At 58.0% G+C, this 17,335-nt stretch carries 16 protein-coding genes and 2 pseudogenes; 11 read left to right on the forward strand and 7 right to left on the reverse strand.

The genetic code is table 11. The features are described from left to right. The first annotated feature begins 133 nt into the window (after positions 1-133). On the forward strand, positions 134-1,192 hold the full coding sequence (locus CKW15_RS08320; protein WP_095152037.1) for an MBL fold metallo-hydrolase: 1,059 nt from the start codon (positions 134-136) through the stop codon (positions 1,190-1,192). 46 nt (positions 1,193-1,238) lie between these two features. Here the strand turns inward: CKW15_RS08320 and CKW15_RS08325 are convergent, their stop codons facing one another. Together CKW15_RS08325 and CKW15_RS08330 are read right to left on the reverse strand one after the other, a co-directional pair. Then, entirely contained in the window at positions 1,239-1,556 is a 318-nt protein-coding gene (locus CKW15_RS08325) for a hypothetical protein (protein WP_095152038.1), read from the reverse strand. 120 nt (positions 1,557-1,676) lie between these two features. Then, entirely contained in the window at positions 1,677-2,639 is a 963-nt protein-coding gene (locus tag CKW15_RS08330; RefSeq protein WP_095152039.1) for a hypothetical protein, read from the reverse strand. Positions 2,640-2,765: 126 nt separating this feature from the next. On the opposite strand from CKW15_RS08330, the gene CKW15_RS08335 reads away from it, so the two are divergent. From CKW15_RS08335 to CKW15_RS08345, 3 genes are all read left to right on the forward strand, one after another. Further along, the gene (locus CKW15_RS08335) at positions 2,766-4,544 is read left to right on the forward strand and encodes a SulP family inorganic anion transporter (protein ID WP_095152040.1); all 1,779 of its coding nucleotides are present in this window, start codon (positions 2,766-2,768) and stop codon (positions 4,542-4,544) included. Between the two features lie 137 nt (positions 4,545-4,681). Continuing rightward, complete coding sequence (locus CKW15_RS08340) at positions 4,682-4,927, forward strand: type II toxin-antitoxin system Phd/YefM family antitoxin (RefSeq protein WP_095058868.1); 246 nt, start codon at positions 4,682-4,684, stop codon at positions 4,925-4,927. An 11-nt stretch (positions 4,928-4,938) separates the two neighbouring features. Next, a complete protein-coding gene (locus CKW15_RS08345) occupies positions 4,939-5,310 on the forward strand; it encodes a type II toxin-antitoxin system VapC family toxin (RefSeq protein WP_256580349.1) in 372 nt (123 codons plus the stop codon). Between the two features lie 117 nt (positions 5,311-5,427). On the opposite strand, the pseudogene CKW15_RS08350 reads toward CKW15_RS08345, so the two are convergent. From CKW15_RS08350 to CKW15_RS08370, 5 genes and pseudogenes are all read right to left on the reverse strand, one after another. Beyond that, a pseudogene (locus CKW15_RS08350) lies at positions 5,428-5,700 on the reverse strand (HNH endonuclease); the annotation flags it as partial. A 44-nt stretch (positions 5,701-5,744) separates the two neighbouring features. Continuing rightward, positions 5,745-5,942 (reverse strand): annotated as a pseudogene (locus tag CKW15_RS08355) (phage antirepressor protein); the annotation flags it as partial. A gap of 407 nt (positions 5,943-6,349) precedes the next feature. Next, complete coding sequence (locus CKW15_RS08360) at positions 6,350-7,597, reverse strand: ribonucleotide-diphosphate reductase subunit beta (protein ID WP_095152042.1); 1,248 nt, start codon at positions 7,595-7,597, stop codon at positions 6,350-6,352. 526 nt (positions 7,598-8,123) lie between these two features. Next, positions 8,124-8,399 (reverse strand): hypothetical protein, encoded by a 276-nt coding sequence (locus CKW15_RS08365; protein ID WP_056725862.1) that lies wholly within the window; start codon positions 8,397-8,399, stop codon positions 8,124-8,126. A 190-nt stretch (positions 8,400-8,589) separates the two neighbouring features. Further along, complete coding sequence (locus CKW15_RS08370) at positions 8,590-8,853, reverse strand: DUF2790 domain-containing protein (protein ID WP_053156077.1); 264 nt, start codon at positions 8,851-8,853, stop codon at positions 8,590-8,592. A gap of 475 nt (positions 8,854-9,328) precedes the next feature. On the opposite strand from CKW15_RS08370, the gene acs reads away from it, so the two are divergent. The 7 genes from acs to argR all read left to right on the forward strand — a co-directional run bounded on the left by acs (position 9,329) and on the right by argR (position 17,333). Continuing rightward, a complete protein-coding gene (gene acs, locus CKW15_RS08380) occupies positions 9,329-11,284 on the forward strand; it encodes an acetate--CoA ligase (RefSeq protein ID WP_095058859.1) in 1,956 nt (651 codons plus the stop codon). Positions 11,285-11,923: 639 nt separating this feature from the next. Beyond that, positions 11,924-12,697 carry an ABC transporter substrate-binding protein gene (locus CKW15_RS08385; RefSeq protein WP_095058858.1) on the forward strand — a complete coding sequence of 258 codons (774 nt, stop codon included), beginning with the start codon at positions 11,924-11,926 and terminating at the stop codon, positions 12,695-12,697. A gap of 91 nt (positions 12,698-12,788) precedes the next feature. Continuing rightward, on the forward strand, positions 12,789-13,478 hold the full coding sequence (locus CKW15_RS08390) for an ABC transporter permease (RefSeq protein WP_046819608.1): 690 nt from the start codon (positions 12,789-12,791) through the stop codon (positions 13,476-13,478). Next, entirely contained in the window at positions 13,475-14,173 is a 699-nt protein-coding gene (locus CKW15_RS08395) for an ABC transporter permease (protein WP_095058857.1), read from the forward strand. Before CKW15_RS08390 ends, CKW15_RS08395 begins: the two co-directional genes overlap by 4 nt. 1 nt (position 14,174) lies before the next feature. Continuing rightward, positions 14,175-15,287: a M14 family metallopeptidase gene (locus CKW15_RS08400; protein ID WP_095152043.1), complete on the forward strand. Its 1,113-nt coding sequence runs from the start codon at positions 14,175-14,177 to the stop codon at positions 15,285-15,287. A gap of 27 nt (positions 15,288-15,314) precedes the next feature. Continuing rightward, a complete protein-coding gene (locus tag CKW15_RS08405) occupies positions 15,315-16,079 on the forward strand; it encodes an ABC transporter ATP-binding protein (RefSeq protein ID WP_053156092.1) in 765 nt (254 codons plus the stop codon). Between the two features lie 273 nt (positions 16,080-16,352). Continuing rightward, positions 16,353-17,333 carry a transcriptional regulator ArgR gene (argR, locus tag CKW15_RS08410; RefSeq protein ID WP_095058855.1) on the forward strand — a complete coding sequence of 327 codons (981 nt, stop codon included), beginning with the start codon at positions 16,353-16,355 and terminating at the stop codon, positions 17,331-17,333. Positions 17,334-17,335 lie beyond the last annotated feature (2 nt).

The following is a 17,335-nucleotide window of genomic DNA, read 5'->3' on the forward strand; positions in this document are numbered from 1 at the left end:
ACTGGGCAGTGTAATGTTTTGTTAATCCAGCCCAGCAAAAATAGAGTGTTCGGCTGATGCGTGCGTGCTTTGGCCATTTATCGTCCCAAACGGAAAATCGTGTTGCGTGCGGTTTTTCTGGAGTCATTCAGTCATGGCCAATTCAACGTCCCCGGCGGAAAACGCCTCCCCACCAGAAGCCTCCCGACAGGCTCAAGGGCAATACCAAAACCACACGCCGATTCGGCGTTTGAGTTTCGGCAAAACCATGAGCATCCTGTGGAACGCCATTTTCAACAAACCGCGCAACACTCGCCCGAGCGCGCCGGTGCCGGTACAACCCCTGACTCAAGCGGCACTGATCGCTGCGCCAAACCACAGCGTCTACCGACTCGGCCATTCCACGGTATTGCTCAAGCTGCGCGACAAGTTCTGGATCACCGACCCGGTCTTCGCTGAGCGCGCCTCACCGATTCAATGGGCCGGCCCCAAGCGTTTCCACCAGCCGCCCATCAGCCTGGAAGACTTACCACCGATCGAAGCGGTGATCCTGTCCCACGACCACTACGATCACCTGGATCATGCGGCCGTGTTGAAACTGGCGGACAAGACCCAACACTTCCTGACACCGCTGGGCGTGGGCGACACCTTGATCAAATGGGGCATCGACGCCAGCAAAGTCCGTCAATTCGATTGGTGGCAAGGCACAGAAATCGATGGCATCCAATTCATCGCCACGCCGTCACAACACTTTTCCGGCCGTGGCCTGTTCGATGGCAACAGCACCCTCTGGGCGTCGTGGGTAATGATCGACGACGACACGCGTATTTTCTTCAGCGGCGACAGCGGCTACTTCGATGGCTTCAAACGCATCGGTGAACAGTACGGCCCGTTCGACCTGACCCTGATGGAAACCGGCGCCTACAACGTCGACTGGCCGCACGTGCACATGCAACCCGAACAAACCCTGCAAGCCCACCTCGACCTCAAGGGCCGCTGGCTGTTTCCGATCCACAACGGCACGTTCGACCTGTCGACCCACGCCTGGTACGAACCCTTCGACCGCATCCTGGCTTTGGCCTGGGAACGCAACGTATCAATCACCACACCGCAGATGGGCGAGGCGTTCAACCTGATGCATCCAAAGCGTGGTGAGGCTTGGTGGTTAGCGATGGAAGAGGAGAGTGAACGGGTGGTGGTGCAGAACACGTGAGGTACTGCATCGGGCCGCTTGCTGTTTAGCGGCCCGCGCAACGCGCTCATTCCACCATCGCAAAATCCGCCCGCCCAACCGGGTTCGGCGTAGACCCTCTCACATTCATCCCGCGCCCCGGTGCAAACCCCGGGAAGAACACCAACCCCTCCGATTCAAACCGATAGGCCAGCGTCAACCGCGTGACATCCAGCACGTCCTGACGCGCCTCGAAACGCTCAATCGCATCCGCCGAAACCCCGGACTCCCGCGACAACGTTTCCACGCTCCAGCCCAGCATCGCTCGGGCCTGGGCGCAGTGGGCCGGGGTGAATTGGAAGAGGGCGATACGTTCCAGGGTGATTTTCATCGCTTGAGAGGCCATGGTGTTCTCCGGGCTCGAGAGTGTTGATTCAAAATATACTGTGTTTTTGTACAGTTGTTTTGAGCCCGAATCAAATGCAATTTTTGATTTGTCTTTTCAGCCAGACAAACGGCACGGCGCTTATTTGTCCGCCAACCCCTGCGCCTCCCGCACGATAAAGTGATCCAGATTCTCGATATTGGCGCTGAACACCCCGAACGTCTGCTCGGGGTTTTTCTTGCTCGGCACCTGCTTCAACTCCGGTGTTACCCCATAGAAAAAGCAATACAACGCCTGCCCGCTCTCGATCGCGTGCTTGATCTCCTCGAGGAACGCCTTGCGCTTGCGGTAGGTGTCGATCAGCTTCTTGCTCAGGTAAACATTGACCGAATAGGGCTTCTTCTCGAACCAGACCTTCTTCTCGAAATCGATGCGAAAGCTTTGGGTGTAGTCCTTGATCTGCTTGATCTTGCCCCAGTAAATCAGGCCCTTGTTGTCTTGCAGATACTCGATTTTCTTGAAGAACGAGGCATAGGGCGCTGTGTGCTCACCAATCTTCAGCGGCATGCGCTTGAGCAGTTCCTTGTCTTCGAAATTCGACACGAAGCATTCCACCGGGTGGGCGAAGACGCTGGTCTTGTCGGGGGCTGAGTCGCGGCTTGGCTGATCGGCGTTGCTGATCGCCGAAGGAACCACTGGCTTATCCCGTTGAGCGTCTGCACCTTCCACCGGACTGGACGGCTTACGTACATATTCACGCCGAGTCAGTAACAATTCCGACGGGAAATGTTCCTCGCGACTGTCATCCGTTTCCGCCTCCACACCCGACGCCGGCGCCTTCAGGCTGACATAAGGACAGCCCTCGACATGCCGCGTACTCGGCAGGTTCTTGAAGTGTGGCGTGCGCACGTAATTCACATTCTTGGCGTTGAACGTCCCCAACGTATTCGCCGCATCGAAGGCTGAGCGACAGGTATCATTGGGGCACTGGAAGTGTTCCTTGGCCGAGTCGAACGCCACCGTTTCGTCAAAATTCAGATCACGTACGTCATAGATCGACAGCTTGTCGTTGAGGCTGAGGCAGTAGGCGAGGTCGAGTTTCATGGTGGGGTTCTTTGTCCTTTAAGTGATCAGATATATGGCGCGCTCCGGGCAATAGCTACACTCAGGTCATTTCGCCGCCGCTGTGCACGGTTGCGGCATCACACACTGATTATTAAGGGCGAAACCATGAGCCAGACAGATGATTCGCCTCCACTCCCGGAACCGGGCCGGATAGCCCGCAGGGATGAACAGACCGGTTGGCGCCGTTGGCTGCCGGGGCTGATCATGCTGCGCGAATACCAATTGAGTTGGTTGCGTTACGACATCGTGGCCGGTCTGGTGCTGACCACGATGCTGGTGCCCGTCGGCATCGCCTATGCGGTAGCCTCGGGCGTGCCCGGCATTTATGGCCTGTACGCGACCATCGTTCCGCTGCTGGCCTACGCCTTGTTCGGCCCCAGCCGCATTCTGGTGATGGGGCCGGATTCCTCCCTCGTTGCGGTCATCCTGGCGGTCATCATTCCACTCTCCGGGGGCGACCCGCAGCGCGCCGTTGCCTTGGCGGGCATGATGGCGCTGGTCTCGGGAGCGGTGTGCATCCTGGCCGGTCTGGCGCGTCTGGGATTCATCACCGAGCTGCTCTCCAAACCGATCCGCTATGGCTACATGAACGGCATCGCGCTGACCGTATTGATCAGCCAAATGCCGAAAATGTTCGGTTTCTCGATTGAGTCCGACGGCCCATTGAGAAACATCTGGGCCATCGTGACAGCGGTGATGGACGGAAAAACCAACTGGACCACCTTTATTGTGGGCGCGCTCACCCTCGCGGTCATCCTGCTACTCAAACGCTGGCCGCGACTACCGGGCATCCTGATCGCCGTCGTTGGCGCCACCATCGCCGTGGGCGTCCTCGACCTGGCGACGCGCGCCGGTGTGTCGGTTCTCGGCTCACTTCCGCAAGGCTTGCCCGGGTTCGCCATCCCCTGGATCACCCGCGCCGACATCGTCCCGGTGTTGATCGGCGGTTGCGCCGTCGCCCTCGTCTCGTTCGCCGACACCAGCGTGCTCTCCCGCGTTTATGCGGCGCGGACCCGCACCTACGTCAACCCGAATCAGGAAATGGTGGGCCTCGGCGTCGCGAACCTCGCCGCCGGTTTGTTCCAGGGCTTCCCCATCAGCAGCAGCTCGTCCCGAACCCCCGTGGCCGAAGCCGCTGGCGCCAAAACCCAACTGACCGGCGTGGTCGGCGCACTGGCGGTTGCCTTGCTGTTGGTGGTCGCCCCGGACCTGCTGCAACATCTACCGTCCAGCGCACTGGCCGCCGTGGTGATCGCCTCGGCCATCGGCCTGATCGAGATCAGCGACCTGCGCCGGATCTACCGCATTCAGCGCTGGGAATGCTGGCTGTCGATCGTCTGCACCGTCGGCGTGGCCGTGTTCGGCGCCATCGAAGGCATCGGCCTGGCCATCGTGATCGCGATCATCGAATTCCTCTGGGACGCCTGGCGCCCGTACTCCGCCGTACTGGGCCGCGCCGATGGCGTAAAGGGCTACCACGACATCAAACGCTACCCCGACGCCCGCCGAATCCCCGGCCTGGTCCTGTTCCGCTGGGACGCCCCACTGTTTTTCGCCAACGCCGAACAATTCAACGACCGAGTCCTGGACGCCGTCGCCGCATCCCCCACACCCGTACGCTGGCTGGTAGTCGCCGCCGAACCGGTCACCAGCGTCGACGTCACCTCCGCCGACATGCTGGCTGAGCTGGACGACACGTTGCATGCGGCGGGTATTGAGTTGTGTATTGCCGAAATGAAAGACCCGGTGAAGGACAAGCTGAAGCGGTTCGGGTTGTTTGCACGGTTGGGGGAGACGGCGTTTTTTCCTACGATTGGGACGGCGGTGGATAGTTATGTGGCGAATTATGGGGTGGGTTATGAGGAGGGGGAGGAGGGGCGTTGAGGGATGGTTGTCTGGAGACCTACGAAATCACTTGTACCACTTTTGAAAGGCCATTTTTGACAGACGGTCATCTCGTTACCTTGCCTATCGAAAATCGCCAGCTTAGGCTAGCTTAGCTAATCTTTTGGAGGTGTCCTATGAATGAAGTGGTGCAGGTAAATATGCACGAGGCCAAGTCCCAGCTTTCGCAACTCGCCGAACGTGTATGGCGTGGTGACAAAGTGGTAATTGCCAAGGCAGGTAAACCTTATCTGGATCTTCTTCCTCATGTCGAAACGCCTCGGGCGCGCAAGCCTGGGCGTTTGAAAGGGAAAATCCGGATGTCAGCTGATTTCGACAAAACCCCTGAGGACATCATTGATGGATTCGAGGGCAGCCTATGAGGCGCTTGCTGTTGGATACCCATGCGTTTCTTTGGTGGTTGTCCGATGACCCAGCACTGGGTGCAGAAGCTCGACAGATTATGAGTGAGCCGCGTAATCAGGTACTGGTAAGCGCCGCTTCGATCTGGGAGATATCGATCAAACAGGCTAAAGGAATGCTGGAGGCTCCAGCGGATCTTGAAGTGCTCGTTGAGGACGAAGGTTTTACCAAACTGCCGATTTCGCTGTTTCATGGACAGCAGGCGGGCAAGTTACCAGAGATTCATCGCGACCCGTTTGATCGGATGTTGATTGCCCAAGCCCAGGCGGAAGGGCTGGAGCTGGTCACAGCGGACGGGATTATTCCGCAGTATGGGGTTCGGGTGGTTTCGGCAAAGTTGTGAGGGCACTGAGGTTTTTCAAACCCACCGCTACCCCCTGTAGGAGCGAGCCTGCTAGCGATGGCGCCAGCCTTGGCTCCAACGATCTCAACGAACGGAGTTACGCCTAGCAACAGACTGCTATTTCTCACGTTCCAGCCGTTTCACCTTCTCATACAAAAACACGGTGAACGCATCTTTATCACCCGAATGATGACAGCGACGATGACAGTTCGGGCACAGCGCAACGGCATTGCTCGTCCGATCAGAACCTTTATGCGCCAAATGCTTAACGTGGTGAACCTCAAGAAACGGCGAGCCGTCCTTTTCAAACGGTGCGGGCTGATCACAGCCTTCACAGATGCCTTTGGCATTCTGTCGAATCCAGGCTCTGACTTCAGGGTCGCGGATGTAAGTGATGCTGCAAACGGTGTCCTGTCTTTCATGGGGCTCGTTCATTCCGGTTGTCGGTAATACTCAATCCACAACGTGCGGTGTTGGTCTTTGTCTAGCTTGTTGACCATGCGTTCACTCAAATGGAAACCCATCAAGCGGCCGATATCGCGGGCGCAGAACCATGGCTGGTTTTCTAGGAGGAGGGCGTGGAGAGGGAGGTTGTGGCGGGTGAAGACTGTTACAGAGAAGAGATCAGACATGGCCGATCTCCAGGGGGCGGAGAGTGACGAGAAGCTTGCGTTCAGGCATATCCATTACCTCTACGTTTGGACTTTGGTGGGCACTGACCCCAACGTAGATCGGACATAAGAAGCTCCAACGAGCAAAAGCCTCACACAGCCGTACGATAAATCACCAAGGGTGACTCCTCGTCTGAGTAATTGGCTAGCTTTCTACGTTGGGCGTTTCTTAGGCACCTGCAGTAGAGCTTAGGGCCGTTTGGAATGGCTCTCAATACAGAACGTGCTGAAATACATGTAGGAGATTTAGTTACTACTGAAATGGCGAGTAAGAGCTTTCCTACTCCACAAAAAAGCCCCGATCAGATCGGGGCTTTTCGGTTTTCGATTCGTCGACTCAAGTCGTCAAATCTCGGCATGCTCGGGAATCAATCCCAGCTAAGCGCACCACCAGTCTGATACTCAATCACTCGCGTCTCAAAGAAATTCTTCTCTTTCTTCAAGTCCATGATCTCACTCATCCAAGGGAACGGGTTAGTCGTCCCAGGATACTCTTCTTTAAGACCAATCTGCGACAAACGCCGGTTAGCGATGAACTTGAGGTAGTCCTCCATCATCGCCGCGTTCATGCCCAGCACGCCGCGAGGCATGGTGTCGCGGGCGTATTCGATTTCCAGTTGAGTGCCCTGCAGGATCATCTGCGAAGCTTCTTCCTTCATTTCGGCATCCCACAGGTGTGGGTTTTCGATTTTGATCTGGTTGATCACGTCGATGCCGAAGTTCAGGTGCATGGATTCGTCGCGCAGGATGTATTGGAACTGCTCGGCGACGCCGGTCATTTTGTTGCGGCGGCCCATGGAGAGGATCTGGGTGAAGCCGCAGTAGAAGAAGATGCCTTCCAGAACGCAGTAGTAGGCGATCAGGTTGCGCAGCAGTTCTTTGTCGGTTTCGACGGTGCCGGTTTCGAACTTCGGATCGGAGATCGAGCGGGTGTATTTCAGGCCCCAGGTGGCTTTTTTCGCGACCGATGGGATCTCGTGGTACATGTTGAAGATTTCGCCTTCATCCATGGCCAACGATTCGATGCAGTACTGGTAGGCGTGGGTGTGGATCGCCTCTTCGAAGGCCTGGCGCAGGATGTACTGGCGGCATTCCGGGTTGGTGATCAGGCGGTACACGGCCAGGACCAGGTTGTTGGCAACCAGGGAGTCGGCGGTGGAGAAGAAGCCGAGGTTGCGCATCACGATGCGGCGCTCGTCGTCGGTCAGGCCTTCCGGGTTTTTCCAGAGGGCGATGTCGGCGGTCATGTTGACTTCTTGCGGCATCCAGTGGTTTGCGCAACCGTCCAGGTACTTCTGCCAGGCCCAGTCGTACTTGAAGGGCACGAGTTGGTTGAGGTCGGCGCGGCAGTTGATCATGCGCTTTTCGTCAACGGCGACACGGGCGGAGGCGCCTTCGAGTTCGGCCAGACCTTCGGCGACGTCGAGGGAATCCAGTGCAGCTTTGGCGCGGGCAACGGCGGCGGAGTCAGACGCGGTTACGGCGCGGGCTTCCAGGGCGGCGGCACCGCCGGCGCTGTCGAGACGGTCCATGTTGGCTTCGGTGGCGTGGCCAGCGTTAGTGCCCTTGATTGCTACTTCCGTGTCTTCTTTGTCGAATTCGTCCCAGCTCAGCATGACGTGTCGTCTCCTGCGTGAGGGCCAGTGTGCCCGTGTGAAAATGGATGGTTGGTTTTTCACACGGCCGTACTGGCCGCGTTGGATCTAAAGGAATCGTTTTTTGCGGCAGCTATACGCAGGCATCAAACAGAATTTTGTACGGGGTTCCGAGAGCCTCTGATGGGCGCAGCAAGCGTTGATCGCTTGTGCGGGGCTTCAGACTGGCTATTCATCCCTGTAAGGGGATATTGCAGGCCCGTTTAAGGCCGCATTATAGGGAAGTTTTGCCGGCTGTGGTGCGGCGAAATGGCTCACAAAACGGTTGACGAGGACGGTTTTTCGATCGGAGTGAGGGTTTACAGGGCTTTGCACGAGGTTGGTGGGGGAAGATTTTTTTTCTTAATTTTTTGCCGCGGATAATTTTTGTTCAAGAAATAACCAAAAAAGGCATTTTTCACTACATCTTGTGTTTCGGTGGGGTTTTCTCAGGCTCCAGACACAACTAAGCCCGACCGAAGTCGGGCTGTGAAGTCACGCCGGCGGATCAGCTCAGGCGAGCGGCACCGACGTGATCAGCGCCATCGGCGGCGAGGCGGGCGGCGCCGGTGTGGTCAGAGCCGTCGGAGGCGAGTTTGCCTGCACCGACGTGATCAGCACCATCGGCAGCGAGGCGGGCGGCGCCGGTATGGTCAGAACCGTCGGAAGCGACAGCCGCTTCAGTGGTGTAAGCAGCCGAGCCGGTGCGGTCGTATCCATCGGCAGCGAAGGTGTTGGCAGCCAGGACGGAGAGGGTCAGGGCGAGGATCAGTTGGGTTTTCATGGTCGTTGCTCCAGTTTCGTAAGCGTTGTTTGTGTTGGGTTGCAGTTGATACTACGCCGACTAATTCGATTAAAAAGCGCAAATAAATGCTTAAAGCAATCGACAAAATCGATCGTTAAGGTTCGACACTGCATCTGTCTGATCGCGGCAGGTGGGTCGAACCTTTTGGAGGGAGGGGTGAAGCGGGAGATCAGCCGTTGGAGCAACCGTTGCCCATCATGCTGTAACGCAGGATATGCCGTTGGCCTTGGGAGTCTTCGTATTCCATTTTCATCGGGACCACTTCACACACATTTGGCGCTTCGCTCATGGAGATCACTTTGGCGATATCCAGGTGGGTGGAGTAGGTGTATTCCTCTATGGCCGGTTGTTGCTGCGCGACATCAGTCGGGACCTCGTTGGCCATGGCGGTTGCGCACAGACTGCTGAGGGCCAGAACTAATAAAGCTTTCATTTCGGATTTACCTTTTGGAGGTCGAAAGGGAGCACGCAATCTTTTTGGGATTGCGTGTGGAGCTTCGGTATCAGGGGTTTTGATTAACTGCCTTCGTGGGGGCTGCAACTGGGTTAATCAGGTTGCCTTGTTGGCGAGGTGGATTTTAGGTGGGCGCGACTCGTCCATATAGCCGTGGTTTTGATAAACACTTTTGACAGATCCTGTAACAATCCCTGAATAGCCTCTTCTTTTGTAGGAGCGAGCTTGCTCGCGATGAGCCAGAGAGCACCGTGGGGTTTCAGATTGGGCGCGTTATCGTTGACGACCATCGCGAGCAGGCTCGCTCCTGCAGGTACCGCGGTGTTAGAGGGTTTGAGGGCTTATCAGGGCAATTTGTAGGGACTTGTTACTACCATCGTCGAATGGTTCTATAGGGCCGGCCCGGCTACAACTGGGGCCATACAAAAACAACTATTCCACCGAGGTAAGAAAGATGAGTGCGGCTTCCCTGTATCCCGTTCGTCCCGAGGTTCTGGCTAACACGCTGACCGACGAGGCGACCTACAAGGCGATGTACCAGCAGTCGGTCGTCAACCCCGACGGCTTCTGGCGCGAGCAAGCCAAGCGCCTCGACTGGATCAAGCCTTTCACCACGGTGAAACAGACGTCTTTCGACGATCACCATGTCGACATCAAATGGTTCGCCGACGGCACGCTGAACGTTTCTTACAACTGCCTCGACCGTCATCTGGCCGAGCGCGGCGATCAAGTGGCAATCATCTGGGAGGGCGATGACCCTGCCGAAAGCCGCAACATCACCTACCGCGAACTGCACGAACAAGTGTGCAAATTCGCCAACGCCCTGCGTGGTCAGGACGTGCACCGCGGCGACGTGGTGACTATCTATATGCCGATGATCCCCGAAGCCGTGGTCGCCATGCTGGCCTGTACCCGGATCGGCGCGATTCACTCGGTGGTGTTCGGTGGGTTCTCGCCGGAAGCCCTGGCCGGTCGCATCATCGACTGCAAATCCAAAGTGGTGATCACCGCTGACGAAGGCATTCGTGCTGGCAAGAAGATCCCGCTCAAGGCCAACGTCGACGACGCGCTGACCAACCCGGAAACCAGCAGCATCCAGAAAGTCATTGTGTGCCAGCGCACCGGTGGCGAGATCAAGTGGAACCAGCATCGCGATATCTGGTTTGAAGACCTGATGAAAGTGGCGGGCACCGTGTGTGCGCCGAAAGAGATGGGCGCCGAAGAAGCGCTGTTCATCCTTTATACCTCGGGCTCGACCGGCAAGCCGAAGGGCGTGCAGCACACCACTGGCGGCTACTTGCTGTACGCCGCCATGACCCACGAGCGCGTGTTCGACTACCGTCCGGGTGAGGTCTACTGGTGCACCGCCGACGTCGGCTGGGTCACCGGCCACAGTTACATCGTCTACGGCCCGCTGGCCAACGGCGCGACCACGTTGCTGTTCGAAGGCGTGCCGAACTATCCGGACATCACCCGGGTGGCGAAGATCGTCGACAAGCACAAGGTCAACATCCTCTACACCGCACCGACCGCGATCCGCGCAATGATGGCTTCGGGCCAAGCCGCTGTGGAAGGCGCCGATGGCAGCAGCCTGCGTCTGTTGGGTTCGGTCGGCGAGCCGATCAACCCGGAAGCGTGGGATTGGTACTACAAGAATGTCGGCAAGTCCCGTTGCCCGATCGTCGATACCTGGTGGCAGACCGAAACCGGCGGCAACATGATGAGCCCGCTGCCGGGCGCTCATGCGCTCAAGCCGGGTTCTGCGGCGCGTCCGTTCTTCGGCGTGGTGCCGGCCCTGGTGGACAATCTGGGCAACATCATCGAGGGCGAGGCCGAGGGCAACCTGGTGATTCTCGATTCGTGGCCAGGCCAGGCGCGGACGCTGTTTGGCGACCACGACCGCTTCGTTGATACCTACTTCAAGACTTTCCGTGGCATGTACTTCACCGGTGACGGCGCCCGTCGCGATGCCGATGGTTACTACTGGATCACCGGTCGCGTGGACGACGTGCTCAACGTGTCCGGCCACCGCATGGGCACCGCCGAGATCGAAAGCGCGATGGTCGCCCACCCGAAAGTCGCCGAAGCGGCTGTGGTCGGTGTGCCGCACGACATCAAGGGGCAGGGCATTTATGTCTACGTCACCCTCAAGAATGGCGAAGAGCCGAACGAGCAACTGCGCCTGGAACTGAAAAACTGGGTGCGCAAAGAGATCGGTCCGATTGCTTCGCCGGATGTGATCCAGTGGGCGCCGGGGCTGCCGAAGACGCGTTCGGGCAAGATCATGCGCCGGATTCTGCGCAAGATCGCGACGGCTGAGTACGATGGGTTGGGCGACATTTCCACCCTGGCCGATCCGAGCGTGGTGCAGCATTTGATTGATACGCACAAGACGATGAATGTGGCGTAAGCGCTGATTCTGAGTCACTGAAAGCCCCGTCAGGTGTTGAGCCTGGCGGGGCTTTTTGTTTTTGAAGATCAAAAGATCGCAGCCTTCGGCAGCTCCTACATGAGTCGCGTTCCACTGTAGGAGCTGCCGAAGGCTGCGATCTTTGGAATTTCAACCAATAATTATCGGCTTCCTCTGAAGGAGGTTTCCTACTGTTACCTGAGATCTTTCAGGTTACTGAATGTGTAACCGCATCGCGCCAAGACGGGGCATTGGGAAACGCTGGGGCTCAAATCCGGGCCAAAAATACACCTCAAAAAAATAAGCCATTACACTGCGCTTGCCGGATTAGAAGGGTTTGCCAATAATAGGCCCGCAATTTGCTACATAGATCGGTTCAATGTCTTTTGCTCTTGCATGATTTTGCAGGGCTGTCAACGCGCTCAAACGGCTTTCTCGGTGCTTCTGTAATTAGTTGTCGCATTGAAGAAATATCGGCTTACGGCCTGTCGTTAGAATGCCGATCACTCGCTCGTCGTTGCCCGTGTTGAATTTCAACGCTCGCTTCCTAGGACGCAGCAACGCTTTCCGGTTCACTCATTCGCATATTGGGCTCCTGCTCACTCTGCCGTTTTAGCCCTTTACCGATGGAGTCCCAAGATGAAGAAACTCGTGCTGCTTGGCGCCCTGGCACTGTCCGTGCTGTCCCTGCCAACCTTTGCCGATGAAAAGCCTCTGAAAATCGGTATCGAAGCGGCTTACCCTCCGTTCGCGTCCAAAGCGCCGGACGGCAGCATCGTCGGTTTCGACTACGACATCGGCAACGCGCTGTGTGAAGAGATGAAGGTCAAGTGCGTATGGGTCGAGCAAGAGTTCGACGGTCTGATCCCGGCACTCAAAGTGCGCAAGATCGACGCGGTCCTGTCGTCCATGTCGATCACTGAAGATCGCAAGAAGTCCGTGGACTTCACCAACAAGTACTACAACACCCCGGCGCGTCTGGTCATGAAGGCCGGCACCCAGGTCAGCGATGGCCTGACCGAGCTCAAGGGCAAGAACATCGGCGTGCAGCGCGGTTCGATCCACGAGCGTTTCGCCCGCGAAGTCCTGGCCCCGCTGGGTGCCGAGATCAAGCCATACGGTTCGCAGAACGAAATTTACCTCGACGTGGCTGCCGGCCGTCTCGACGGCACCGTGGCAGACGCTACGCTTTTGGATGACGGCTTCCTGAAGACCGACGCCGGTAAAGGCTTCGCGTTCGTCGGCCCGGCATTCACCGACGTCAAATACTTCGGCGACGGCGTAGGTATCGCAGTTCGCAAGGGTGACGCGCTGAAAGACAAGATCAACACCGCGATCGCGGCCATTCGCGAGAACGGCAAATACAAGCAAATCCAGGACAAGTACTTCGCCTTCGATATCTACGGCAAGTAACACGTCCAAGCGACAAGTCCGAAATGGCGCAAGCAACAGGATCTCTGAGGTTTGCGCCATTTTTTCATCCCAACTTTCGAGGACCTGAATCATGTTGAAAGGCTACGGGGCTGTCATCCTCGATGGCGCTTGGCTGACGCTTCAGCTCGCCTTGTCGTCCATGGTCCTGGCCATTGTTCTGGGCCTGATCGGCGTGGCACTGCGTCTTTCGCCAGTGCGTTGGCTGGCGTGGCTGGGCGATCTGTACTCCACGGTGATCCGCGGTATTCCCGACCTGGTGCTGATCCTGCTGATTTTCTACGGTGGTCAGGACCTGCTCAACCGTGTCGCACCGCTGCTCGGTTTCGACGAGTACATCGACCTGAATCCATTGGCCGCCGGTATCGGCACCCTGGGTTTCATCTTCGGTGCGTACCTGTCGGAAACCTTCCGTGGCGCGTTCATGGCGATCCCCAAAGGTCAGGCTGAGGCGGGCATGGCGTACGGCATGAGCAGTTTTCAGGTGTTCTTCCGGGTGTTGGTGCCGCAGATGATTCGTCTGGCGATTCCGGGCTTCACCAACAACTGGCTGGTACTGACCAAGGCCACCGCGCTGATTTCGGTGGTGGGCCTGCAAGACATGATGTTCAAGGCCAAGCAGGCGGCGGATGCTACCCGCGAACCTTTCACCTTCTTCCTCGCAGTGGCGGCGATGTACCTGGTGATCACCAGCGTCTCGTTGTTGGCATTGCGTCACCTTGAGAAGCGCTACTCGGTAGGCGTAAGGGCGGCTGATCTATGATCTTCGACTACAACGTCATTTGGGAGTCGTTGCCGCTGTACCTCGGCGGTCTGCTGACTACCCTCAAATTGCTCGGGCTGTCGTTGTTTTTCGGCCTGCTGTGCGCGTTGCCCCTGGGCTTGATGCGCGTTTCGAAAAACGCCGTCGTCAACATTTCGGCCTGGCTCTACACCTACGTGATTCGCGGCACGCCGATGCTGGTGCAGTTGTTCCTGATTTACTACGGTCTGGCGCAATTCGAAGCGGTGCGTGAAAGCTTCCTCTGGCCGTGGCTGTCCAGCGCCACGTTCTGTGCGTGTCTGGCGTTCGCGATCAATACCAGCGCCTACACCGCCGAGATCATCGCCGGCAGCCTGCGGGCCACGCCGAATGGCGAGATTGAAGCGGCGAAAGCCATGGGCATGTCGCGCTTCAAATTGTACAAGCGCATTTTGCTGCCGTCGGCCCTGCGCCGGGCGCTGCCGCAGTACAGCAACGAAGTGATCATGATGCTGCAGACCACCAGTCTGGCGTCCATCGTGACCCTGATCGACATCACCGGCGCGGCGCGTACGGTCAACGCGCAATACTACTTGCCGTTCGAGGCGTACATCACCGCGGGCGTTTTCTACCTGTGCCTGACCTTTATTCTGGTGAAGCTGTTCAAGCTGGCCGAGCGTCGTTGGCTGGGCTACCTGGCTCCGCGGAAGCACTGATATGGAACGCATCGATCATGCTTTGCCGTGGAGCCACCTGGGCAGCGAGCGCCAGATTTCGGTGTTCCGTTTCGGCAGTGGTGAGCGCAAGGCTTACATCCAGGCCAGCCTCCACGCCGATGAACTGCCGGGCATGCGCACGGCGTTCGAGCTGAAAAAGCGCCTGACCGAACTTGAAGCCCAAGGCTTGCTCAACGGTGTGATCGAACTGGTGCCGGTGGCGAACCCGCTGGGCCTCAGTCAATTGCTTCAGGGTAATCATCAAGGGCGTTTCGAGGCGGGCAGCGGTAAGAACTTCAACCGTGATTTCGTCGAGCTGAGCGGGCCGATTGCCGCGCAGCTTGATGGACATCTGGGCGATGACCCGCACGCCAATGTTCGATTGATCCGCCAGGCCATGAGCGATCATCTGGCCGCGTTGCCACCGGCGAGCAGCCAGTTGCAGGGCATGCAGCGCGTGCTGCTCAGTCACGCCTGCACCGCTGATGTCGTGCTGGATCTGCATTGCGACGCCGAGGCGGCGCTGCACATGTATGCCTTGCCGCAGCATTGGCCGCAGTGGCGCTCGCTGGCCGCGCACCTGAACGTGCGGGTCGGTTTGCTGGCGGAAGATTCTGGCGGCAGTTCGTTTGACGAAGCCTGTTCGCTGCCGTGGTTGCGTCTGTCGCGTCTGTTCCCCGATGCACAGATTCCACTGGCGTGCCTGGCGACTACCATTGAATTAGGCGGTCAGGCCGATACCGGTCGTGCCGAGGCCCAAGCGTACGCCGAGGGCATTCTGGCGTTCCTTGCCGAGCAAGGCCTGATCAGCGGCGAATGGCCAAAACCTGCGCAAGACCCTTGCGAAGGCCTGCCGTTCGAGGGCACTGAATTGCTGTTCGCGCCGCACCCCGGTGTGGTGAGTTTCCTGCGTAAACCCGGCGAATGGGTTGAGGCGGGTGACGAGATTTTTGAAGTGATCGATCCGCTGGCGGATCGGGTCAGCACGGTGTGTGCTGGTACGTCCGGGGTGCTGTTTGCCATTGAACGGCTGCGTTATGCCCAACCCGGTTTCTGGCTGGCCAAGGTGGCGGGGCGCGAAGCGCTGCGTCACGGGCGCTTGCTCAACGACTGACTGACTGTTTTTGTGAGAACCGACCGCATGTACAAACTTGAAGTCCAAGACCTGCATAAACGCTACGGCAGTCACGAAGTGCTCAAGGGCGTGTCCCTGAAAGCGGCGGCCGGCGATGTGATCAGCATCATCGGCTCCAGTGGCTCTGGCAAAAGTACTTTCCTGCGCTGCATCAACCTGCTGGAGCAGCCGCACGCGGGCAAGATCCTGCTCAACAACGAAGAGTTGAAGCTGGTGGCGAACAAGGACGGCGCGCTGAAGGCTGCCGACCCGAAACAGCTGCAACGCATGCGCTCGCGCCTGTCGATGGTGTTCCAGCATTTCAACCTGTGGTCGCACATGACCGCGCTGGAAAACATCATGGAAGCGCCGGTTCACGTGCTCGGCATATCGAAAGCTGAGGCGCGTGAGAAAGCCGAGCACTACCTGAACAAGGTCGGTGTGGCCCATCGCAAAGACGCGTACCCGGGCCATATGTCCGGTGGCGAACAACAGCGTGTGGCGATTGCCCGTGCGCTGGCGATGGAACCTGAAGTGATGCTGTTCGACGAACCGACCTCGGCCCTCGATCCGGAGCTGGTCGGCGACGTGCTGAAAGTCATGCAGGCCCTGGCTCAGGAAGGCCGGACCATGGTCGTGGTGACCCACGAAATGGGCTTCGCCCGTGAAGTGTCGAACCAATTGGTGTTCCTGCACAAAGGTATTGTCGAAGAAAGCGGCAACCCGCGTGAAGTGCTGGTGAACCCGCAGTCCGAGCGTTTGCAGCAATTCCTGTCCGGCAGCTTGAAATAATCAAGACTGCCGTTGTGCACCGGGATCGTGCATGCTTCGCAACTTAGAGGCCGGCCCCAATCCCCTGTAGGCGCTGTCGCTGGCTGCGATCTTTTGATCTTGATTGTTCAAATCAAAAGATCGCAGCCTCGTTTCACTCGACAGCTCCTACAGGGGGGGGGCGAGCAGGTCAGGTCCCAGGTTTGATCGTTGCTGGTTTTAAGATTTGCGTTCATTTAGGGGCTAGCATTGGCCCATGCCTTCATCACTGTTTTTCGCTTCGGATAGCCCACAATGACTGCCCATCGAATTGGTTTCCTGATTTGGCCCAGCACTAAAGCACTGACGCTTGCGCTGGCTGAGGAGGCCTTGCGTGTTGCTCAGCGTGTGCATCCGGACGTGGTCTACGAACTGACGTTCTTGCAGGCCGAACCGTCGACCGAAGGCGCCTGGCAATTACCTGGTGAGGCGTGGACCGGCAAGCTCGAAAACTTCCAGAAACTGTTCCTGCTCGCCGACGAGCCACCGACGGCCATTACGCCGGCACTCAGCAGTGCGCTCAAGCAACTGGTGCGCGCCGGTTGCGTGATCGGTGGTCTGTCGGCCGGTGTGTATCCGTTGGCTCAGCTTGGTTTGCTCGACGGCTATCGCGCTGCCGTGCACTGGCGCTGGCAGGACGATTTCGCCGAGCGCTTCCCGAAAGTCATCGCCACCAGCCATCTGTTCGACTGGGACCGCGATCGCCTGACCGCGTGCGGCGGCATGTCGGTACTCGACTTGCTGCTGGCCGTGCTGGCCCGTGATCACGGCGCCGAGCTGGCCGGAGCCGTGTCCGAAGAGCTGGTGGTCGAGCGTATTCGTGAAGGCGGCGAGCGCCAGCGCATTCCACTGCAAAACCGCCTCGGTTCCAGCCACCCAAAACTCACCCAAGCGGTGTTGTTGATGGAAGCCAACATCGAAGAGCCGCTGACCACCGACGAAATCGCCCAGCACGTGTGCGTGTCCCGTCGGCAGCTGGAGCGCATTTTCAAGCAATACCTCAACCGCGTGCCGAGCCAGTACTACCTGGAACTGCGCCTGAACAAGGCCCGGCAGATGTTGATGCAAACCAGCAAGTCGATCATCCAGATCGGCCTGTCGTGTGGCTTCTCCTCGGGGCCGCATTTCTCCAGCGCTTACCGCAACTTCTTCGGCGCCACGCCGCGGGAAGATCGCAATCAGCGACGCAGCAGCAGCCCGTTCGAATTGTCGTCGGTGCCTTCCGAACGCGGTTAAGT

The sequence above is a fragment of the Pseudomonas sp. Irchel s3b5 genome (assembly GCF_900187435.1).
Lineage (GTDB): Bacteria > Pseudomonadota > Gammaproteobacteria > Pseudomonadales > Pseudomonadaceae > Aquipseudomonas.